This is a genomic window from Pseudomonas sp. 2822-15 (assembly GCF_002742515.1).
GTDB lineage: Bacteria > Pseudomonadota > Gammaproteobacteria > Pseudomonadales > Pseudomonadaceae > Aquipseudomonas > Aquipseudomonas salomonii.
The window spans coordinates 246,514-267,898 of record NZ_LJRY01000183.1; the positions used below are offsets into that span (position 1 = coordinate 246,514).

The 21,385-nt window shown below is 60.6% G+C and carries 21 protein-coding genes; 5 read left to right on the forward strand and 16 right to left on the reverse strand.

All coding sequences use genetic code 11. From position 1 onward, the window contains the following. Positions 1-8: 8 nt before the first annotated feature. The 6 genes from AOA59_RS13250 to ubiE are packed head-to-tail and all read right to left on the reverse strand — an operon-like array spanning position 9 to position 4,076. The gene (locus tag AOA59_RS13250; protein WP_056860633.1) at positions 9-287 is read right to left on the reverse strand and encodes a twin-arginine translocase TatA/TatE family subunit; all 279 of its coding nucleotides are present in this window, start codon (positions 285-287) and stop codon (positions 9-11) included. Between the two features lie 25 nt (positions 288-312). After that, positions 313-645 (reverse strand): phosphoribosyl-ATP diphosphatase, encoded by a 333-nt coding sequence (locus tag AOA59_RS13255; protein WP_017138590.1) that lies wholly within the window; start codon positions 643-645, stop codon positions 313-315. Positions 646-647: 2 nt separating this feature from the next. Continuing rightward, a complete protein-coding gene (hisI, locus tag AOA59_RS13260) occupies positions 648-1,040 on the reverse strand; it encodes a phosphoribosyl-AMP cyclohydrolase (protein ID WP_012721796.1) in 393 nt (130 codons plus the stop codon). Positions 1,041-1,081: 41 nt separating this feature from the next. Continuing rightward, complete coding sequence (gene ubiB, locus AOA59_RS13265; RefSeq protein WP_099487772.1) at positions 1,082-2,686, reverse strand: ubiquinone biosynthesis regulatory protein kinase UbiB; 1,605 nt, start codon at positions 2,684-2,686, stop codon at positions 1,082-1,084. Then, positions 2,683-3,306 (reverse strand): SCP2 domain-containing protein, encoded by a 624-nt coding sequence (locus AOA59_RS13270; RefSeq protein ID WP_099487774.1) that lies wholly within the window; start codon positions 3,304-3,306, stop codon positions 2,683-2,685. Before AOA59_RS13270 ends, ubiB begins: the two co-directional genes overlap by 4 nt. After that, entirely contained in the window at positions 3,306-4,076 is a 771-nt protein-coding gene (gene ubiE / locus AOA59_RS13275; RefSeq protein ID WP_003171186.1) for a bifunctional demethylmenaquinone methyltransferase/2-methoxy-6-polyprenyl-1,4-benzoquinol methylase UbiE, read from the reverse strand. The genes AOA59_RS13270 and ubiE overlap by 1 nt, the downstream gene beginning before the upstream one ends. 145 nt (positions 4,077-4,221) lie before the next feature. On the opposite strand from ubiE, the gene AOA59_RS13280 reads away from it, so the two are divergent. The 3 genes from AOA59_RS13280 to AOA59_RS13290 all read left to right on the forward strand — a co-directional run bounded on the left by AOA59_RS13280 (position 4,222) and on the right by AOA59_RS13290 (position 6,009). Further along, positions 4,222-4,497 carry a polyhydroxyalkanoic acid system family protein gene (locus AOA59_RS13280; protein ID WP_017138585.1) on the forward strand — a complete coding sequence of 92 codons (276 nt, stop codon included), beginning with the start codon at positions 4,222-4,224 and terminating at the stop codon, positions 4,495-4,497. A gap of 105 nt (positions 4,498-4,602) precedes the next feature. Then, on the forward strand, positions 4,603-5,025 hold the full coding sequence (locus tag AOA59_RS13285) for a phasin family protein (protein WP_058422366.1): 423 nt from the start codon (positions 4,603-4,605) through the stop codon (positions 5,023-5,025). Positions 5,026-5,037: 12 nt separating this feature from the next. After that, the gene (locus AOA59_RS13290) at positions 5,038-6,009 is read left to right on the forward strand and encodes a phasin family protein (protein ID WP_099487775.1); all 972 of its coding nucleotides are present in this window, start codon (positions 5,038-5,040) and stop codon (positions 6,007-6,009) included. Positions 6,010-6,182: 173 nt separating this feature from the next. On the opposite strand, the gene AOA59_RS13295 is transcribed toward AOA59_RS13290, so the two are convergent. From AOA59_RS13295 to AOA59_RS13340, 10 genes are all read right to left on the reverse strand, one after another. Further along, a complete protein-coding gene (locus AOA59_RS13295; protein WP_056860627.1) occupies positions 6,183-6,803 on the reverse strand; it encodes a TetR/AcrR family transcriptional regulator in 621 nt (206 codons plus the stop codon). A gap of 27 nt (positions 6,804-6,830) precedes the next feature. Next, positions 6,831-8,513, reverse strand: a complete 1,683-nt coding sequence (phaC, locus tag AOA59_RS13300) for a class II poly(R)-hydroxyalkanoic acid synthase (RefSeq protein WP_099487777.1) — start codon at positions 8,511-8,513, stop codon at positions 6,831-6,833. An 88-nt stretch (positions 8,514-8,601) separates the two neighbouring features. Then, positions 8,602-9,447: a poly(3-hydroxyalkanoate) depolymerase gene (gene phaZ / locus AOA59_RS13305; protein WP_017138580.1), complete on the reverse strand. Its 846-nt coding sequence runs from the start codon at positions 9,445-9,447 to the stop codon at positions 8,602-8,604. 166 nt (positions 9,448-9,613) lie between these two features. Continuing rightward, entirely contained in the window at positions 9,614-11,293 is a 1,680-nt protein-coding gene (gene phaC / locus AOA59_RS13310) for a class II poly(R)-hydroxyalkanoic acid synthase (RefSeq protein ID WP_099487779.1), read from the reverse strand. Positions 11,294-11,542: 249 nt separating this feature from the next. After that, a complete protein-coding gene (locus tag AOA59_RS13315; protein WP_065930764.1) occupies positions 11,543-11,920 on the reverse strand; it encodes a gamma-butyrobetaine hydroxylase-like domain-containing protein in 378 nt (125 codons plus the stop codon). 173 nt (positions 11,921-12,093) lie between these two features. Further along, on the reverse strand, positions 12,094-13,431 hold the full coding sequence (hslU, locus tag AOA59_RS13320; RefSeq protein WP_017138578.1) for an ATP-dependent protease ATPase subunit HslU: 1,338 nt from the start codon (positions 13,429-13,431) through the stop codon (positions 12,094-12,096). A gap of 36 nt (positions 13,432-13,467) precedes the next feature. Next, positions 13,468-13,998 carry an ATP-dependent protease subunit HslV gene (hslV, locus tag AOA59_RS13325; protein ID WP_099487781.1) on the reverse strand — a complete coding sequence of 177 codons (531 nt, stop codon included), beginning with the start codon at positions 13,996-13,998 and terminating at the stop codon, positions 13,468-13,470. Between the two features lie 258 nt (positions 13,999-14,256). Next, complete coding sequence (locus AOA59_RS13330) at positions 14,257-14,958, reverse strand: SPOR domain-containing protein (RefSeq protein ID WP_017138577.1); 702 nt, start codon at positions 14,956-14,958, stop codon at positions 14,257-14,259. Position 14,959: 1 nt separating this feature from the next. Further along, positions 14,960-16,696 (reverse strand): arginine--tRNA ligase, encoded by a 1,737-nt coding sequence (gene argS / locus AOA59_RS13335; RefSeq protein WP_099488073.1) that lies wholly within the window; start codon positions 16,694-16,696, stop codon positions 14,960-14,962. Between the two features lie 204 nt (positions 16,697-16,900). Beyond that, positions 16,901-19,120, reverse strand: a complete 2,220-nt coding sequence (locus AOA59_RS13340) for a primosomal protein N' (protein WP_099487783.1) — start codon at positions 19,118-19,120, stop codon at positions 16,901-16,903. Between the two features lie 427 nt (positions 19,121-19,547). Here AOA59_RS13340 and rpmE point away from each other — a divergent pair, with 427 nt between their 5' ends. Together rpmE and AOA59_RS13350 are read left to right on the forward strand one after the other, a co-directional pair. After that, positions 19,548-19,775 carry a 50S ribosomal protein L31 gene (gene rpmE / locus AOA59_RS13345; RefSeq protein ID WP_017138574.1) on the forward strand — a complete coding sequence of 76 codons (228 nt, stop codon included), beginning with the start codon at positions 19,548-19,550 and terminating at the stop codon, positions 19,773-19,775. A 287-nt stretch (positions 19,776-20,062) separates the two neighbouring features. Continuing rightward, the gene (locus tag AOA59_RS13350; protein ID WP_099487785.1) at positions 20,063-21,331 is read left to right on the forward strand and encodes a malic enzyme-like NAD(P)-binding protein; all 1,269 of its coding nucleotides are present in this window, start codon (positions 20,063-20,065) and stop codon (positions 21,329-21,331) included. Positions 21,332-21,385: the final 54 nt, after the last annotated feature.

Sequence of the window (21,385 nt, forward strand, 5' to 3'; positions counted from 1 at the left end):
GTCAGTGCTCACGAGTCTTTGCGGGTCGGCTCTTGGACTTTCTCAGCCTGCACGTCGAAGGTACGACGCTCGGTGATCGGCTGGGTGGCCTGCGGGTGAACGGGCTGCGCCGGCGGCACTGGGTTGGCCATCGGGTCGGCCGGCTTTTCATCGTCGTTCATGGCTTTACGAAAGCCCTTGATCGACTCGCCCACGTCAGTGCCCAGGTTCTTGAGTTTCTTGGTGCCGAACACCAGTACCACGACCACCAGAATGACGATCCAGTGTTTCCAGTCAAAAATGCCCATGCTGCAATTCCTCTGTAAAAGTTATTCAGGCGGACGGGCGCGAGGCCTTTTCGGCGTGCCCGGACAGGCCGAAGCGACGGTCCAGTTCATCCAACACGGCCTGTGGGTGCTGCCCCAGTTGGGCGAGCATGACCAGGCTATGGAACCACAAGTCTGCGGTCTCGTAGATTACATCGCTGTAATCACCGCTGATTTGCGCATCTTTGGCGGCAATAATCGTCTCGATGGACTCTTCGCCAAGTTTTTCCAGAATCTTGTTCAATCCCTTGTGGTAGAGGCTGGCGACATAGGAGCTGTCGGCGTCCGCGCCTTTGCGGTCTTCCAGCACCTGGGCCACACGGTTGAGGGTATCGCTCATGTTCAGTGTCCTGCGGAGTAAATGGCGTGCGGGTCTTTGAGCACCGGTTCCACAACCTTCCACTCGCCGTTCTCGAACACGCGATAGAAGCAGCTGTGACGGCCGGTATGGCAGGCGATATCACCGATCTGCTCGACCTTCAGGATCACCACGTCGGCGTCACAGTCGATGCGCATCTCGTGCAGGGTCTGCACGTGCCCGGACTCTTCGCCCTTGCGCCACAGTTTGCCACGCGAACGTGACCAGTAAATGGCGCGCTGCTCAGTGGCGGTGAGGCTCAAGGCCTCGCGGTTCATCCAGGCCATCATCAATACGCGCCCGGTCTTGTAGTCCTGGGCAATGGCCGGCACCAGGCCGTCACTGTCCCACTTGATCTCGTCCAGCCAGTCTTTCATGTTCGGCTCCGGCAATTTGCGACAGTGTATAACCGGATCGGCTATCGGCGCACGATCAGATAAACACCCACGGCGACCATGATGCCCGCCGGCCAATGGCCCAATTGGTTCAGCGGCCCGCCAATCGCCAGCATCACGCCGCCGACCAAGTGGGCGGCGCCCAGCAGGCGCAGGAACCAGTCGTCCTTGCGCCTGTGCCACGGCGGCGCAGGGTCTTTGGCGTGGGGCTGGGACATGCGCTCCAGCAGGTCGCGGGTCATGTTGGCCAGGTGCGGCAGTTGTTCCATCTGGCTGTGCAGGTTGCCCAGCAGTGTTTTCGGGCTGACGCGCTCGCGCATCCAGCGTTCCAGGAACGGCTGCGCGGTGTTCCACAAGTCCAGGTCCGGGTACAGCTGGCGGCCCAGGCCTTCGATGTTGAGCAAGGTTTTTTGCAGCAGCACCAGCTGTGGCTGCACTTCCATGTTGAAGCGCCGCGCGGTCTGGAACAGGCGCATCAGCACCTGGCCGAAGGAAATATCTTTTAACGGTTTTTCAAAGATCGGCTCGCACACCGTGCGGATCGCCGCTTCGAATTCGTTGAGCTTGGTTTCGGCCGGCACCCAACCCGAATCAATGTGCAATTGCGCCACGCGGCGGTAGTCACGTTTGAAGAAGGCGAACAGGTTACGCGCCAGGTAATCCTGGTCTTCCGGGGTCAGGCTGCCGACGATGCCGCAGTCGATCGCAATGTACTGCGGGCTCCACGGGTTGACGGTGCTGACGAAAATGTTGCCCGGGTGCATGTCGGCGTGGAAGAAACTGTCGCGGAACACCTGGGTGAAGAAGATCTCCACACCACGCTCGGCAAGCATCTTCATGTCGGTGCGCTGGTCGGCCAGGGTGGCGAGGTCGGTGACCTGCACGCCGTAGATGCGCTCCATCACCAGCACTTTGGGGCGGCACCAGTCCCAATACACTTGGGGCACATACAGCAGCGCTGAACCTTCGAAGTTGCGCTTGAGCTGGCTGGCGTTGGCCGCTTCACGCAGCAGGTCGAGTTCGTCGTAGATGGTTTTTTCGTAGTCGGCGACCACGTCCACCGGGTGCAGCAGGCGCGCATCGGCGGAGAAGCGTTCGGCGGCGCGGGCGAGGATAAACAGCCACGCCAGGTCCTGGCCGATGATCGGCTTGAGGCCGGGGCGAATCACCTTCACCACCACTTCTTCGCCGGTCTTCAATTGTGCGGCGTGCACCTGGGCGACCGAGGCCGAGGCCAGCGGCTCGACGTCGAAACGGCTGAACACCTCGCTGATCTTCTTGCCCAGCTGTTCTTCAATCAGCTTCATCGACTGTTGCGAGTCGAAGGGCGGCACGCGGTCCTGCAACAGCATCAGCTCGTCGGCAATGTCTTCGGGCAGCAGGTCGCGGCGCGTGGAGAGGATCTGCCCGAACTTGATAAAGATCGGCCCCAGGTCCTGCAACGCCAGGCGCAGGCGCGCGCCACGGCTCAACTCCAGCGGTTTGCGCGGGAACCAGCGCCACGGCAACACATAACGCACGGCCAGCAAAAACCACGGCAACGGCAGGGCGAACAGCAGGTCATCGAGGCGGTAGCGGATTACGACGCGCTGGATACGAAACAAACGGCGGACGGCGAGCAGCTTCATGCGTTATCGCTTGGATCAAGGGAACGGCTCAGGCGCTCGAAGCGTGCCTCAAGGCGTTCCAGGTCGATTTTGGCCTTGTCGAGTTCGCGAAAGCGCGCTTGCGCTTCCCGATCTCCGACCAGGGTGCGCGATTCTTCGCTCAGGTATTCGGCAAGGTTCTGGTTGAGGCTGGCGAACCCTTGCTGGTACCAGCGCGAGCGGCTGCGCAGGTGCCCGCTGATCAACTGGGTGGCCACCGGGCCGATCCAGCGTGACAGCTCGTATTCCCAATCCAGTTCCAGGTCTTGCAGCACGGCGGCCAGGTCCATCAGTACCGCGCTGTCGCCTTCCAGTTCCACGTCGGGGCTGTGCAGGATCGCGGTCTTGTTGCGGCTCAGCGCCAGGTGCAACAGGCTCGAGGCGGGTGCGCGCAGGGTGCAGTCGGCCTCGGCGGCCCAATCGCCGGCGAGCAGCAGGCCTTCATCGCTGGGCAGGATAAACAGCTGCAGGGCGGGGCTGGTGCAATCGACGGCAATCACCTTGCCGTTCAGGTGCGCAAGCCGCGCCAGGGCGGTGCTGTCCAGGCGCAGAACACGGTTGATGCCATGTTCGACGCTGGCGAGGAGGCCTGCGAACAGCATCAGGGCTTGATGCCGCGGTGCAGGGCGACGATGCCTGAGGTCATGTTGTGGTAGGTCACGCGGTCGAAACCGGCCTCCACCATCATCGACTTCAGGGTTTCCTGGTCGGGGTGCATGCGGATCGATTCGGCCAGGTAGCGGTAGCTCTCGGCGTCATTGGTGATCAGCTTGCCCATCAACGGCATGAAGGCGAACGAGTAGGTGTCGTAGACCTTGGACATCAGCGCGTTGGTCGGCTTGGAGAACTCCAGCACCAACAGGCGGCCGCCCGGTTTGAGTACGCGCAGCATCGAGCGGATCGCGTCCTCTTTATGGGTCACGTTACGCAGGCCGAAGGCGATGGTCACGCAGTCGAAATGGTTGTCCGGGAACGGCAGCTTTTCAGCGTCGGCCTGCACGAACTCGATATTGCCGGCCACGCCTTTATCCAGCAGGCGATCACGGCCGACCTTGAGCATCGAACCGTTGATGTCTGCCAGCACGACCTGGCCGGTCGGGCCGACCAGCTTGGAGAACTTGGCCGCCAGATCGCCCGTGCCGCCGGCGATGTCGAGCACGCGGTTGCCGGTGCGTACACCCGACAACTCGATGGTGAAGCGCTTCCACAGGCGGTGCATGCCGCCCGAGAGCACGTCGTTCATCAGGTCGTACTTGGCCGCAACGGAGTGGAACACCTCAGCGACTTTTTCCGCTTTCTGGCTTTCCGGAACGTTCTTGAAGCCGAAGTGAGTGGTGGGTTCGGCATCGCTGCCTTTGCGCTGATCAGTCATATCGCTGTCACCAAAAGAGAATGCGGGACATGATAATCCCCACCGCCTGCTTTGTCTTGGCAAGGCTGAAGGTAAGATAGGTGTTCATCGAGACCTTTTGCCGCATGGCAGGTGTTCTGAGTCGATATAAAGAGGAGTCATTGCAATGGCCCGTATTACCGTTGAGCGTGCACATTCCCTGGGTAAAGAAGGCGCACGCGCGAAGGCCGAGAAGTTGGCGCACAAACTCAAGGAGCAATATGGCCTTGAGTCATCGTGGTCGGGCGATAGCCTGAACCTCAAGCGTTCCGGGGTTAAAGGCACGGTGTTAGTCGCCGATGAATCGCTGCGCATTGACGTTGAATTGGGCCTGTTGATGTCGGCCATGAGTGGCACCATCAAGTCTGAAATCGAGAAAGCCCTGGATAAGGCGCTGGCTTGATCGATGTGTTCTTAGGGTGCCGATTCTAATTTTCCAGCCTACTTTGTGCCCAAGCCCTCAACTCCTGCGGGCCGTTCCTCGACCCTGATCCGCGTGAGGTGCACCATGGCCAAAGTTATTTTGAAGAAAAAAATCGACCTTCAGTCCACTGCCCTGAGTGACGTTAAAAGCTACGCCCGCAAGATCTGGCTGGCAGGACTTGGCGCCTATGCCAAGGTCGGCAGCGAAGGCAGCGAGTACTTCAAAGAGCTGGTTAAGACCGGTCAACATGTTGAAAGTAAAGGCAAAAAAGTTGTGGTTGAACAACTTGATGCCGCCAACAGTCAGATTGACCAAGTAAAGAGTAATGTCTCCAGCGTCAAAGGTTTGGTTGAAGTTCAACTGGATAAAGTTGAAAAAGCTTTTGACACGCGTGTTGCAAGTGCCTTGAATCGAATCGGCATTGCGTCTAAACATGACGTGGAGACACTCTCTGCTAAGCTCGAAGAGCTGACGACATTGCTAGAACGTGTCGCGCGTAAACACTAAGGAGACATCGGGATGGCTGTTAAAAAGACTACTCAGAAAGAAGGCAGCTCGTGGATCGGGGAGGTTGAAAAATATTCCCGTAAGATCTGGCTTGCTGGTTTAGGCGTGTACTCGAAGGTTAGCAGTGACGGCGGCAAATACTTCGAGACATTGGTCAAGGACGGCGAAAAGGCCGAGAAGTTGACCAAGACCACGGTTGGTAAAAAAGTTGAAGCGGCCAAGGCCTCTGCCGGCTCCGCCAAGTCGAGCATTTCTGACACCTGGGGCAAGTTGGAAGAAACTTTCGACAAGCGTCTCAACAGTGCCATTTCGCGACTGGGCGTGCCCAGCAAAGCGGAACTGAAGACGCTGCACAGCAAGGTCGATACCCTGACCAGGCAAATCGAAAAACTCACCGGCGCTAAAGTGGCTCCAGCCAAAACCGCCGCCGCTAAACCGGCTGCCAAGCCTGCGGCTAAAACCGCGGCGGCTAAACCGGCTGCTAAAACCGCTGCCAAGCCTTTGGTAAAAGCGGCGGCCAAGCCAGCTGCGAAACCTGCGGCCAAGGCCCCGGCTAAAGCTGCGGCAAAACCGGCTGCAAAAACCGCCGCTGCCAAACCGGCTGCCAAGCCTGCAGCAAAACCCGTGGCCGCTAAAGCCGCTGCCAAGCCTGCGGCTAAGCCAGCGGCCAAAGCGGCAGCGAAACCAGCGGCCAAGCCTGCGGCTAAAACCGCAGCTGCGAAACCTGCTGCCAAGCCAGTCGCTAAAGCTGCTGCCAAGCCTGCTGCAGCAAAACCAGTGGCTGCCAAGCCTGCGGCAAAACCTGCCGCCGCGAAGAAGCCAGCAGCTGCCAAGAAGCCTGCAGCGTCCAAGCCTGCTGTTGCGGCCAAGCCTGCAACCCCAGCGCCAACCGCGTCGACAGCCAATTCGGTGTCCGCACCGACCCATGCTGCTACCGCCCCGACTGCAACGCCGGTAACTCCGACGCCATCCAGTCAGTCCTGATTTCTTCAGGGCACAAAAAACGCCCGGCCTGTGAAGGTCGGGCGTTTTTTTATGGAAGTCTCATATACACCGCATTTCCAATGTGGGAGCGGGCTTGCCCGCGATGGCGGAGTGTCAGCCACCCAGGTATTGGCTGATAAATTGCTATCGCGGGCAAGCCCGCTCCCACATTTTTAATCCGCGTCATCCAGGTATTTGAGCGCAAACCGCTCAGTCGCCTGCCGCGCCGGCAATAGCAGGTGCGGCGCCACCAGCATCATGACCTGGTACACCACCACCCGCACCTCGCCCTCACGGTCGAGAATCCGCTGGTAGTCCAGGGAAAACAGCAGGGTCATGGTGATCTGTTCCACCAATTGCCCCAATGCCTGGGTGTCACTGACCAACTGCCCCGCTGCCTTCAAGCGCGCAAGCAGTGAAGCCAGGGTGCGCTTGAGCGCCGTGAGCAAGTTGCGAATGCCCTTGGCCAGCTTGGGCAGGCGCCCGGCCAGGTTCGACAGGTCCTGGAACAGGAACCGGTAATGGGCCATGCGCTCGATGATCAGGTGCAGGAACAGCCAGTAATCTTCGGGTTTGAGTTGCGCATCCGCCGGCGGGTCGAGCAGGGGCGCCAGTTCATTCTGGAAACGCTCGAACAACCCGAGCACCAACGGCTCCTTGCCATGGAAGTGGTAGTAGAGGTTGCCGGGGCTGATCCCCATTTCATTCGCCACCTCCATGGTCGACACGTTCGGTTCGCCCTTGTGGTTGAACAACTGCAGGGCACATTCAAGGATACGGTCGCGGGTCTTCATCCAGTCTTCTTAATCTGATCGTTGAGCTCAGCGCACCCGCACGTACGTGCCTGGCGCCGCTTCCATCGGTGGGTAATTCTGGTTGCCCAGGGCGGTGAGGGTCTCGCGCTGCACGCCCGACCGTTGCTGGATCCACGCAAGCCACTGCGGCCACCAACTGCCTTCGACGTGACGGGCGTCGTAATACCAGGCGCGGGGGTCGCTGCTCAGCTTCGGGTTCTCGACGTAGTTGGCCTTGGGGTTGCCCGGCGGGTTGAGGATGCTCTGGATATGCCCGCTGTTGGACAGTACAAAGCGCCGCTCGCCGCCCAGCAGTTGGGTGGAGCGATACACCGCGTCCCACGGCGTGATGTGGTCGTTGATGCCGGCCACGCTGAAACTGTCCACGGTGACCTTCTGCAAGTCGATGGGCGTGCCGCACACCTCCAGGCCGCCAGGGTGGCTGAGCGGGTTGTGCTTGAAGAAGTCCAGCAGGTCACCATGCAACGCGGCGGGCAGGCGCGTGTTGTCGTTGTTCCAGTAGAGAATGTCGAACGCCGGCGGCTCTTTGCCCAGCAGGTAATTATTGATCCAGTAGTTCCAGATCAGGTCGTTGGGGCGCATCCAGGCGAAGACTTTGGCCATGTCGCGGCCGTCGAGCACGCCTTGCTGGTAGGAGCGGCGCTTGGCGGCTTCCAGGGTCTGTTCGTCAGCGAACAAGGTGGCGGGGCTGTCGATCTGGCTGTCCAGCAGGCTCACCAGGTAGCTGGCGCTGGAGATGCGCCGCAGCTGGCGCTTGGCTTGCAGGTGGCCTTGCAGCGCAGCGATGGTCAGGCCACCGGCGCAGGCGCCCATCAGGTTGACCTCACGGGCACCGGTGATTGCCCGGCACACATTCAGCGCTTCCTCCAGCGCCGCCACATAGGTGGACAGGCCCCACTCGCGGTGACGCACATCCGGGTTACGCCAGCTGACCATAAACGTCTGCAGGCCGTTTTTCAGGGCGTACTGCACAAAGCTGTTGGCGGGGCTGAGGTCGAAGATGTAGTACTTGTTGATTTGCGGCGGCACGATCAGCAACGGCTTTGCGTACTGCTTTTCGCTCATGGGCTTGTACTGGATCAGTTCCAGCAGCTCGTTGCGAAACACCACAGAGCCCGCGGTCGTTGCCACCGTTTTGCCCACTTCAAAAGCGTGTTTGCTGACCTGGCTGGGCAGGCCGTTGTTGTGCAGCAAATCGTTAAACAAATTACTCACGCCGCGCACCACGCTGTTGCCGCCGGAGTTAAGCAGCTCCTTGATGGCCAGCGGGTTGAGCAAGGTGTTGGAGGGCGAGACCGCATCGTTGATCAGTGAGAAGGCAAAGTGCGCGCGGGCGCGGTCATCGGCGCTCATCGAGCTGTCGTCGATCCAGTCGCGCGTTTGTTTCTGCCAGCTCAGATAGGCTTGCAGGCTGCGCCGGTACAGCGGGTTAAGCGCCCAGGTCGGGTCGGCGAAGCGGCTGTCAGCGGGGTTGGGGGCATGCACGGTTTCACCCAGCAGCACGCGACCGAGTTGGCCGCCCAGGGCCAGGGCGTGCCGAGCGGTGTACAGCGGGTTGCGCCAGCCGTGGTTGGCGACACTGCGCAGGGTCGCCAGCAAATCCCGGCCCCGCAAGCCACTGATCGCATTTTGCGCGTTGATGAACGCGGCAGGGGTGGGCGCCGGGTTCGTCACGGGTCTTTCTCGCATGAGCCAACACTCCTTCGTCAAGCCATCAACAGGCACGCCAATTCAGAACCATAGTCGGTTCCTGGCAAGTTGCGCGGCGGCGTAGTCCTTACACCGCCGGTCGTGGGTGAATCACCGCGCGCAGGCGCTCCTCTTCAAGGAACTTCATGATGATCGGCGCCACGGCTTCGGCGCGGGTAATCAGGAACAAGTGGCCATCATCGATGATGTGCAACTGTGCGTTGGGAATGCGCCAGGCGAGCATGCGCATATTGATCAGCGGAATCAGCGGGTCGTCGTCTCCGGCCAGCACCAGGGTCGGTTGGCGGATCTTGTGCAGCCAGTGAATGCTGGTCCAGCCAAGGCCTGCAAACAGCTGCCAGTAGTAACCGAGCTTGCCCGCCGAGCGCACTTTGCTCGCATGTTCGGCGGCCAGTTTGGAATCGCGGCGGAACGAGCCGCCATAAATCATCGGTGCGATGCGCACCACGTGGGACGGTTGGATATAGCGCCTGGGGCTTGCCATCAGCCACAGCACCTTGGGTTTGCCCGGCACCATAAAGGCCCCGGCTGCCGTGGCCGCGAGGATCAGTTTTTTGCAGCGCTCAGGGTAGTCATAGGCAAACTGCTGCGCCAACGCGCCGCCCCAGGACACACCCACCGCATTCACCTGGCCATAGTCCAGGTAATCGAGCATGCGTGCAGTGAGCTTGGCCAAACCGGGAAAGCGATAGGGCACGCTGGGTGTTGAGGAACCCCCCACACCCGGCACATCGAAGGCGATCACTTCCAGGTCCGGGTCCAGCGCCTGGACGAACGGAAACACCAGCTCCAGGTTGGCGCCGATGCCGTTGAAGATCAGCAGCGGCGTCAAGTGAGGCTTGCCCGGGCGTACCGCCGTACGGATGGTCTGGCCATCCAGGTCGATGGTACGGAAGATGAACGGTTGCGGCATGCTCAAGCCCTGTGAAGTGGCGCTACGTGTCTGGAAGAACTCGGTTGATGTGGGAGCTGGCTTGCCTGCGATAGCCATCTGTCAGTTAGCTCATCAGCTAGCTGGCCCACCGCTATCGCAGGCAAGCCAGCTCCCACATTGATCGTATTTCTACCGCAAAATCTGCTTATCGTTCGTGCACATAAGTACCCGGCGCCGCCTCAGCTGCTGCGTAGGCTTTATTACCCAGGCTTGTAGGTGCTTTCTTCAATTTGCCCGCCCGCTCGGCCTGCCACACCTGCCAATGCAGCCACCACGAGTCAGTGTGCTTGGTGGCATTCTCCTGCCACTCCAGCGGCTTGCCCGCCAAACCATCGCTGGTCTGGTAACGCGCCTTGGGGTTGCCTGGCGGGTTGAGAATGCTCTGGATATGCCCACTGCTGGACAACACAAACTCCACTTTGCCACCAAACAGCTGCGCCGACTTGTAGCACGACTGCCACGGCGTGATGTGGTCGTTGGTGCCGGCCAGTGAGTAGATATCGGCGGTCACCTGCTTGAGGTCGATCGGCGTGCCGCACACTTCCAGGGCATTGGCGCGCACCAGCGGGTTGTTCTTGAACAGCTCAATCAAATCGCCATGGAAGGCGGCCGGCAGGCGCGTGGTGTCGTTGTTCCAGAACAGGATGTCGAACACCGGCGGCTCGTTGCCGAGCAGGTAGTTATTGACCCAGTAGTTCCAGATCAGGTCGTTGGGGCGCATCCAGGCAAACACCTTGGCCATGTCGCGGCCTTCCAGCACGCCGGCCTGGTAGGAGTGGCGCTTGGCCGCCTCCAGCGTCTGTTCGTCGACGAACAACGCCACCTGGGTGTCCAGCGTGGTGTCCAGCACACTCACCAGCAGGGTCAGGGCGTTGACCTTCTTCTCCCCCAGCGCCGCGTAGTGGCCCAGCAGGGCGGTGCAGGTGATGCCGCCGGAGCAGGCGCCGAGCATGTTCACGTCTTTGCTGCCGGTAATGGCCGTGACCACATCGACCGCTTCCTTGAGCGCCTCGATATAGGTCGACAGGCCCCACTCGCGTTGCGCCTTGGTCGGGTTGCGCCAGCTGACGATAAACGTCTGCTGGCCATTGCGCAGGCAGAACCGCGCCAGGCTCTTTTCCGGGCTCAGGTCGAATACATAGAATTTGTTGATCTGCGGCGGCACCACCAGCAGTGGGCGCTCGTGCACCTGCTCGGTGATGGGCTTGTACTGGATCAGTTCCAGCACGTCATTGCGAAACACCACAGCGCCTTCCGTGGTGCCCAGGGTCTTGCCGACTTCAAAGGCGCCCATGTTCACCTGGCTCGGCATACCGCCGTTGTGCACCATGTCTTTGGCCAAGTGGGACAGGCCATCAAGCAGGCTTTTACCGCCGGTTTCAAAGAAGCGTTTGACTGCCGCCGGGTTGGCCGCACTGTTGGTGGGGGCCATGGCTTCGGTCATCAGGTTGATCACGAAGTGGCCGCGGCTGATGTCCTGTTCCGACAGGTTGCTGTCGCCGATCCAGTCGTGCAGTTCCTTGCGCCACGCCAGGTAGGTTTGCAGGTAGCGCTTGTAGAGCGGGTTCTGGCTCCACGCCGGGTCGTTGAAGCGACGGTCATCGCCTTCGGGCGTCAGTGCGGACTTGCCGAACATCACGTTCTTCAATTCCACGCCAAAATGCGCGACGTGTTTGACGCTGTGCAACGGTTGCTTGATGGCTTGGGTCAGCACCATCTTCGCTGAGGCCAATAAATCCTTTTTGCGTAACGCGATGATCGGGTTCAGCCCCAGGGTGTTTTCCGAGGCCTGGCGTTTCAAGTCATCGTTATTCTTGTTACTCATCTACGACGCTCCATTGTCCGAAAGACGAGTACCGGCGATTGCTGCGCACCCAATTTCGATACACGACACCAGCCTGGTACTGCGACTCGGATGACCGTTGATACCGCATCGTCAAATGCAGGGAACTTGCCAGTTCCATTGGTTACCCGAGTTTAATTTTTTTCGCAAGCGGGCCAATCGTTGACCACGCGACAGGGCATTCAAGCAGATGAAATTAGAAAATGCCCTCTAAAGCGCAAGACGCCTGAGTTAGAGCATCAGCCGCACGACCGACTCACTCGGGTCGCGGGTTTTGCCGGCGGCTTTGAGTTCGGCGAGGTAGTCGGCCCACAGGTCTTCCTGGCGCACGGCCAATTGGTAGAGGTAGTCCCAGGTGAACAGTCCGCTGTCATGGCCGTCATCGAAGGTCAATTTCAGTGCGTACTGGCCGGCGGGTTCTATCTTGGTCAGCCGCACGTTGAGCTTGCCGAATTGCAGGATGGGTTTGCCGTGGCCCTGGACCTCGGCGGAAGGCGAGTGGGTGCGTAGCAGTTCGGCGCTAAGTTGGTACACCTCGTCCGGCCCGTAGGTGAGGCCGAGGGTGTTGGAGGTTTTGTGCAGGTTTACAGCGGTGGGGAATTTCGACATAAGAGATGATCCTGAAGGAACCGGCTTGAAACTGTGGGAGCTGGCTTGTGTGGGAGCCGGGCTTGCCCGCGATGCAGACACCTCGGTGTTTCACAAACACTGAGGTGATGCTATCGCAGGCAAGCCAGCTCCCACACAAGCCAGGCTCCGACGCAAGCCGCTTTCTGTGAGGCTTACAGGATATAACGAGACAGATCTTCGTTCTGCGCCAATTCGCCCAGGTGGCTATTGACGTACTCAGCGTCAATCTTGATCGCTTCGCCATTCTGCGAGCCGGCCATGTCGCCGGCACTGAAGGACACTTCCTCCAGCAGACGCTCAAGCAGCGTATGCAGGCGACGGGCGCCGATGTTTTCAGTCTTCTCGTTGACCTGCCAGGCAATCTCCGCCAGACGCTTGATGCCGTCCGGCTGAAATTCGATGCCCAACCCTTCGGTTTTCAGCAGTTCGCGGTATTGCTCGGTGAGCGAAGCATGCGGCTCGCTGAGGATACGTTCGAAGTCGCCGGGGGTCAGCGCCTTGAGTTCCACGCGAATCGGCAGACGGCCTTGCAGCTCCGGCACCAGATCGCTTGGCTTGCTCAGGTGGAACGCGCCGGAGGCGATAAACAGGATATGGTCGGTCTTGACCATGCCCAGTTTGGTGTTCACCGTGCAGCCTTCGATCAGCGGCAGCAGGTCGCGCTGTACGCCTTCGCGGGACACATCCACGCCCCCGGAGTTGCCGCGCTTGGCCACTTTGTCGATTTCGTCGATAAACACGATGCCGTGCTGCTCGACCGCTTCCAGGGCTTTGGCCTTGAGCTCTTCCTCATTCACCAGGCGCCCGGCTTCTTCGTCGCGCACCAGCTTCAGCGCGTCCTTCACCTTGAGCTTGCGGCTTTTCTTCTTGCCCTTGCCCATGTTGGCGAACAGGTTCTGCAACTGGCTGGTCATTTCTTCCATGCCAGGCGGTGCGGAGATGTCGACGCCGGACACTTCGGCCACTTCGATCTCGATTTCCTTGTCGTCCAGCTGGCCTTCACGCAGGCGCTTGCGGAACAGCTGGCGGGTGTTGGAATCCGAGCTTGGCGCGGCGTCTTCGTTAAAGCCCATGCGTGCCGGTGGCAGCAGGGCATCGAGAATGCGTTCTTCGGCGGCGTCTTCGGCGCGGTGGCTGACCTTGGTCACTTCCTGCTCGCGCAGCATTTTCAGGGCGGCGTCGGCCAGGTCACGAATGATCGACTCAACGTCACGGCCTACGTAGCCCACTTCGGTGAACTTGGTGGCCTCGACCTTGATGAACGGAGCATTGGCCAGTTTGGCCAGGCGTCGGGCGATTTCGGTTTTACCCACGCCTGTCGGCCCGATCATCAGGATGTTCTTGGGCGTTACTTCAACGCGCAGTTCTTCGGGCAGTTGCATCCGGCGCCAGCGGTTACGCAGCGCAATGGCAACGGCGCGCTTGGCATCGTCCTGGCCGATGATATGGCGATTAAGTTCATGGACGATTTCGCGGGGAGTCATGGACATAGTGTTTGGCGGCCTCAAGCGGAATAAGCCTACGGCTTACTCGGCGAGGTCCTGCTCCTCAATGGTGAAGTTGTGGTTGGTGAACACGCAGATATCGCCGGCGATACCCAGGGCGGTCTCGACGATTTCGCGGGCCGACAGGTCGGTTTTCTTCAGCAGGGCGCTGGCTGCCGCCTGGGCGTAGCCGCCGCCGGAACCCATGGCGATCAGGCCTTGCTCGGGTTCAACCACATCGCCGTTACCGGTGATGATCAAGGATGCGTCTTTGTTGGCGACCGCCAACATGGCTTCCAGGCGGCTGAGGGAGCGGTCGGTGCGCCATTCTTTGGCGAGTTCGACAGCGGCGCGAACGAGGTGGCCCTGGTGTTTTTCCAGCTGGCCTTCGAAGCGTTCGAAGAGGGTGAAGGCGTCGGCAGTGGCGCCGGCGAAACCGGCGAGAACCTGGCCGTGGTACAGGCGACGCACTTTCTTGGCGTTGCCTTTCATCACGGTGTTGCCCAGGGAAACCTGGCCGTCGCCGCCCATGACGACTTTGCCGTGGCGACGTACTGAAACGATGGTGGTCAAGGGGAGAGTCTCCACGCAGCGGGGCGAAAATGCCCTGATGGAATCTCATATGGGGGTGGCCGGGGGGATTTCAACCGTAGGATGTGTGTGCGGACGAGTGGTGTTTGCTGGTCTGACACCTTCCAGAAAGCACCGTAAAACCAAGTGTGGGAGCTGGCTTGCCTGCGATAGCGGTGTGTCAGCCACTGAAAATATGGACTGTTACATCGCTATCGCAGGCAAGCCAGCTCCCACATTTCGATCGGCGTTGAGCCGGAATCAGCGGCTCTGGCGTTGTTGTAACAACAGATTGCTAAAGCCTGCACCCGCCAGTTGCTTCTGCGCCACAGTCAGCTGTTCACGGTTACTGAACGGCCCCACCAACACGCGATACCAAGTCGCATCCTTCACCGTGCCGGACTCTACCGTTACCGACTGGCCCAACAGAATGATCTGCGCACGCACACGATCAGCATCCGCCTGTTTCGGGAAAGAACCCGCTTGCAGGAAGAATTTGGTCACCGGCGCCGCCTTGGTGGTCGCCACCGGTGGCGGTGGCGGCGGAGTGATACCGGCCAACGCGGCTTGAGCGCGTGCGGTGTCGATTTTCGCCGCTTCCGCTGGTGTCACCGGTGTGGTCGGCACTTGCGGCGTCGGCAGGGTTTTCTCCGGCACGGCGTCGGGTGGCACGATCACTTCCGATTCCGGCAACAGCGTGTAGAAGTCGTATTTCGGCTTCACGGGTGCGGTCGGGCTTGGCGCTGTTTTATTGGCTTCGGCGATTTTCGTGGCTTTCTGCTGTTCTTGCTTGACCCGTTTGACGTCATCGCCCTTACCGGGTTCCAGTTTCATCAGGATCACCACAAACGCGCCGACCGCCAGGCCGATAGCCATCCACAGCCAGCCCGGAATTGGCTTCTTCGCCGGTGCCTGATAGCGGCTGGCGCCGCGCTTGGGTGCAGGTTTTTTCTTGGCAGCCAACTTACATACGCTCCAGGGTTTCCAGGCCTAACAGTTCCAGGCCTTGCTTGAGGGTCCGTCCAGCCAGTGCGGCGAGGCGCAGGCGACTTTGCTTTTGGGCGTCGTCGTCTGCCGTAAGGATCGGGCAGTTCTCGTAGAAGCTGGAGAACAGGCCGGCAACTTCGTACAAATACGTGCAGAGGATATGCGGCGTACCTTTTTCACCGACGCTGTTGAGCACTTCGCCGAACTGCGCCAGCTTGGCCGCCAGGTCCTGTTCATGCGGGGCATCCAGCACGATCCGGCCTTCAACCTCGCTGAAATCCTTGCCCAGCTTGCGGAACACACCGGCCACACGGGTGTAGGCGTACAGCAGGTACGGCGCGGTGTTGCCTTCGAAGTTGAGCATCAGTTCGAAGTTGAAGCTGTAGTCGCTGGTGCGGTGCTTGGACAGGTCGGCGTACTTCACTGCGCCAATGCCCACTACGCGGGCGATGTTGCGCAGGTCGGCCTCGGCCAACTCCGGGTTCTTTTCCTTCACCAGGTTGTAGGCACGCTCCTGGGCTTCGTTGAGCAGGTCGATCAGCTTCACGGTGCCGCCGTCGCGGGTCTTGAACGGGCGGCCATCGGCGCCGTTCATGGTGCCAAAACCCATGTGCTCCATGTGCATCGGGTGGGTGACGAAGCCTGCGCGGCGCGCCACTTCGAACACCTGCTGGAAGTGCAGGGCCTGGCGTTGGTCGACAAAGTACAGCGCGCGGTCGGCCTTGAGCACGCCGCTGCGGTAGCGCACGGCTGCCAGGTCAGTGGTGGCGTACAGGTAGCCGCCGTCGGCCTTGACGATAATCACCGGCAGCGGCTCGCCATCGGCGGTCTTGAATTCTTCGAGGAACACGCACTGCGCGCCGTTGCTCTCAACCAACAGGCCGGCAGCCTTGAGGTCGTTGACCACGTTGATCAGGTCGTCGTTGTAGGCGCTTTCGCCCATCACGTCGGCCATGGTCAGCTTCACGTTGAGCAGCTTGTAGATTTCCTGGCAGTGCGACAGCGAAATCTCACGGAAACGGCCCCACAGCGCCAGGCAATCTTCATCGCCGGCTTGCAGCTTGACCACCAGGCCACGGGCGCGGTCGGCGAACTCTTCGGATTCGTCGAAGCGCTTTTTGGCGGCGCGGTAGAAGTTTTCCAGGTCGGCCAGCTCGTTGCTGGTGATCGGGTTTTCCTGCAGGTAGGCCATCAGCATGCCGAACTGGGTGCCCCAGTCGCCCACGTGGTTCTGCCGGATCACGTCGTCACCCAGGAACTCGAGCACGCGCGCCACGCCGTCGCCAATGATGGTGGAGCGCAAGTGGCCCACGTGCATCTCTTTGGCCAGGTTGGGGGCCGACAGGTCAATCACCACGCGTTCCAGGGGGCCGGCCTTGCGCACGCCAATGTTGGCGTCCGCCAGGGCCGCGTCCAGGCGCGAAGCCAGGGCCTGGGTGTTCTGGAAGAAGTTGATAAAACCCGGGCCGGCGATTTCGGCCTTGGTCACACTCTCGTCGGTCGGCAGCGCGGCGATGATTTTCTCCGCCAGGTCGCGCGGTTTCATGCCGGCAGGCTTGGACAGCATCATCGCAATGTTGCTGGCAAAGTCTCCATGGGTCTTGTCGCGAGTGTTTTCCACCTGGATCGCCGGCGACAGGCCTTCAGGCAACACACCTTCGTTGACGAGTTGGGTGAGGGCTTGTTGGATCAGCTGGCGAATGGTGTCTTTCATGGTGTTCTCTTTCGACCGCAAGCGGCGGTGCGCGATGCGCAGGTGGAAAAACTCGGCATTATCCGTGGCGAGGGCGGGCTTGCCAACCATTCAGACAGGTTGATGGACCTGCGGGCCTCATCGCGGGCAAGCCCGCTCCCACATTTAAGGGGGTTCATATTTCAAAATGTGGGAGCTGGCTTGCCTGCGATTGCGATTTTGCAGTCAATACAGGTCTACCGGATCCACATCCAACGACCATCGCACTTGGCGGCCGCTGGGCATTTGCTCCAGGGCAAGCATCCAGCTATTTAATAGTCGATGCAGCGGTGCACGGGACGTTGCCTGCAAGAGTAGCTGAGCGCGATACCGCCCGGCGCGACGCTCCATCGGTGCGGGGACCGGGCCGAGCAATTCGATGCCGGTCAGACCCAGTTCGCCGAGCAAACGTTCGGCAGCGCTGCAGGCCTCGTCGAGAAAGCTTTCGGCCTGCCCTGGCTTGTGCGCTTCGGCGCGCAACAGCGCCAGGTGTGCAAACGGCGGCAGGCCGGCGGAGCGGCGTTCGCTCAGGGCCTGTTCGGCGAAAGCGAAGTAGCCCTGTTCTGTCAGCTGAATCAGCAAAGGGTGGTCGGCCAGGTGCGTCTGGATAATTACCTTGCCCGGCTCTTCGGCGCGCCCGGCACGGCCTGCCACCTGCACGATCAACTGCGCCATGCGCTCGCTGGCGCGGAAGTCACCGGAAAACAAACCCCCGTCAGCGTCCAGGATCGACACCAGCGTGACCCGTGGGAAGTGGTGCCCTTTGGCGAGCATCTGCGTGCCGATCAGGATGCACGGCTGGCCTTTCTGAATGGTCGCGAACAGCTGGTTCATCGCGTCTTTGCGCGAAGTGCTGTCGCGGTCGACGCGCAGCACCGGGTAATCCGGAAACAGAATGCCCAGGCGCTCCTCGGCGCGCTCGGTGCCCGCACCCACGGGGCGCAAATCCACTTTGCCGCATTGTGGGCAGTGGCGCGGCACGCGCTCCACATGGCCGCAGTGGTGGCAGCGCAGCTCGCCGTGGCGCTGGTGTACGGTCATGCGTGCATCGCAGCGTTCGCACTCGGACATCCAGCCGCAGTCATGGCACAACAGCGTCGGCGCAAAGCCCCTACGGTTGAGAAATACCAGAACTTGCTGGCCGGCGGCGAGGGTTTGGCCGATGGCCTGTTGCATCGGCCCGGAAATGCCGCTGTCCAGCGGGCGACTTTTTACATCCAGGCGCAGGAAGCGTGGTTGCTTGGCGCCGCCTGCGCGCTCGTTGAGGCGCAGCAGGCCATAACGGCCGGTATAGGCGTTGTGCAGGCTTTCCAGGGACGGTGTGGCCGAGCCCAGCACAATCGGGATGTCTTCCTGGCGCGCGCGTACCAGCGCCAGGTCGCGGGCGTGGTAACGCAGGCCTTCCTGCTGTTTATAGGAGCCGTCGTGCTCCTCGTCGATGATGATCAGCCCAGGGTTCTTCATCGGCGTGAACAGTGCCGAGCGGGTGCCGATAATAATGTCGGCCTCGCCGTCCCGCGCCGCCAGCCAGGCTTCCAGGCGCTCACGGTCGTTGACCGCCGAATGCACCAGCGCGATGCGGGCGTTGAAGCGCTGTTCGAAGCGCGCCAGGGTTTGCGGGCCCAGGTTGATCTCCGGGATCAACACCAGTGCCTGCTTGCCGGCTTGCAGGGTTTCGCGGATCAGCTGCAAATACACTTCGGTCTTGCCGCTGCCGGTGACGCCGGCGAGCAGGAAGGCGTGGAAACTGTCGAAACCGGCGCGAATGGCTTCATAGGCGGCGCGCTGCTCGGGGTTCAGCGGCAGTTCCGGCTGAGCCAGCCAATGGTCGTGGCGCGGGTCCGGCGCGTGCTTGCGGATTTCCACCTGCACCAAGCCCTTTGCCAGCAGCAGGTCGAGGCTGTCTTTGCTCAGCATCAGCTTGCTTAACAGTTGGTGGGCCACGCCGTGGGGGTGTTGGGCCAGGGTCGCGAGGGCTTCACGCTGGCGCGGGGCGCGGGCGATGCGCGGGTCATCCAGGCGTGCGCCGGGCACCATCGACCAGAAACGCTCCTGGCGTGCCTCAGCCAGTTCGCCCTGGCGCAGCAGCACCGGCAGCGCCCAGCTCAGGGTATCGCCGAGGCTGTGCTGGTAATACTGGGCGGTCCACAGGCATAGCTTGAACAGCGCGGGCGGCAGCGGTGGCGTGGCATCGAGGATGGCCAGGGCCGGCTTGAGCTTTTCGGCAGGGACCTCGCTGTGATCGGCCACTTCGATCAGAATGCCGATCATCTCGCGACGGCCAAACGGCACGCGCACGCGCATGCCTGGCTGCAACTGCGCCCGCAACACGCCGGCCGGGGCCCGGTAGTCGAACAGGCGGCGCAGGGGCGAGGGCAGGGCTAGGCGCAAAATGGCGTCGGGCACGCGGGGAGTCTCATATAAAGGCAGGCGGTGGCGCAGGGGCGGGAGCCTAGCAGACCTGCGGTGGAGGTGTCCTGTCTTGCGGCACTTCTGTGGACGCCGGGGTTGTTGTGGCGAGCAGGCTTGCCCTGCGCTGGGGCGCGCAGCGGCCCTGATGATCTATGCGCGAGATTTGACTGAAAACTTTATTAGCCTTTGGGGCTGCTTCGCAGCCCAGCGCAGGGCAAGCCTGCTCGCCACAATAAAAGTCCGGCCTTGCAGGTGGACGCTGGTGTGCTGGGTTTTTTCTGATGAAAGGGGCTTTTATGTGGGTAAACCACGGGAGGCGCCGCTTGCGCGTTTAAAAAGGTCTGGTAGAATCCGCGGCCTAATTACGTGCGGTATTCGACAATAGTGTCGAGTGGCGGCACGCTAGCCCGAGGAAGTCACCATGAAAGCCGATATCCATCCAGCGTACGAAACTATCGAAGTAACCTGCAGCTGCGGCAACAAGTTCGAAACACGTTCGAACCTGTGCAAGCCACTGGGTACTGACGTATGCAACGAGTGCCACCCGTTCTACACCGGTAAGCAGAAAACTCTGGACACCGGCGGCCGTGTACAGCGCTTCGCAGATCGCTTTGGTGCTTTCGGCAAGAAGCCTGCTGCTGCAGAGTAAGGCTCAAAAGCCCTCAGGGTTTTTGCAAGCTGTTGAAAAAGGCGCCCCTTGTGGGCGCCTTTTTTGCACCCGCGATTTGATTGTGCTGCACTCAAAGCAATTTTAATAAAAAATTGTAGACATTTTTTATATCGATTGTGAACAGTTAAACCCTTATGTCCCGTGGCTCTTGGCCGAAAGTCTTAGTGCACGGCCCTTGACGGGAGTGACTGACCAGTCTTGTGGGGACTTTCTCACACGCGTATCCTCGGCGGTCCGTCGACCAACAGTAAAAGCGGAATGCCGATATGTCTGATTTGAAAACTGCCGCTCTCGAATATCATGCCCATCCTCGTCCAGGAAAGCTGAGTGTAGAGCTCACCAAAGCCACTGCCACTGCCCGCGACCTGTCGCTGGCCTACAGCCCTGGCGTTGCCGAGCCCGTACGTGAAATCGCCCGCGACCCTGAACTGGCGTACAAGTACACCGGCAAAGGCAACCTGGTTGCAGTGATTTCCGATGGCACCGCGATTCTCGGCCTGGGCAACCTCGGCCCATTGGCGTCCAAGCCAGTCATGGAAGGTAAGGGCGTGCTGTTCAAGCGCTTTGCCGGCATTGACGTTTTCGACATCGAAGTCGACTCCGAAAGCCCACAAGCTTTCATCGACACCGTAAAGCGCATTTCCATCACCTTCGGTGGCATCAACCTGGAAGACATCAAGGCACCTGAGTGCTTCGAGATCGAAAAGGCCCTGATCGAACAGTGCGACATCCCGGTATTCCACGATGACCAGCACGGCACCGCAATCGTTACTGCGGCCGGCATGATCAACGCCCTGGAAATCGCCGGTAAAACCCTGGCTGACGCACAGATCGTCTGCCTGGGCGCTGGTGCTGCCGCCATCTCCTGCATGAAGTTGCTGGTGAGCATGGGCGCCCGGCTTGAAAACATCTTCATGGTCGACAGCAAGGGCGTTGTGCAGTCCGAGCGTACCGATCTGAACCAGTACAAGGCGATGTTTGCCCACGCTACCGACAAGCGCACCCTGGCTGACGCCCTCGACGGTGCCGACGTGTTCGTTGGCCTGTCCGGCCCGAACCTGCTGAGCGCCGAAGGCCTGAAGTCCATGGCGGCCAACCCGATCGTGTTCGCCTGCTCCAACCCGGACCCTGAGATCTCGCCTGAGCTGGCCCACGCCACTCGCAACGACGTGATCATGGCCACCGGCCGTTCGGACTACCCGAACCAGGTCAACAACGTGCTGGGCTTCCCGTTCATCTTCCGTGGTGCCCTGGACGTTCGCGCCAAGCGCATCAACGAAGAGATGAAAGTGGCGGCCGCCAACGCCCTGCGCGAACTGGCCAAGCTGCCGGTACCTCAGGACGTGTGCGATGCCTACGGTGGTGCCCCGCTGGCATTCGGTCGTGAGTACATCATCCCGAAACCAATGGATAAGCGCCTGATCACCCTGATCTCGGATGCCGTGGCCAAAGCCGCCATCGAGACCGGTGTGGCTACCCTGCCGTATCCGAAGCACTACCCGCTGCAAAGCGTGGATGATGTGTTCAACGGTTAAGCCGTTGTAGCGCACCCACAAAAAGCCCCGGCTCTTGCGAGTCGGGGCTTTTTT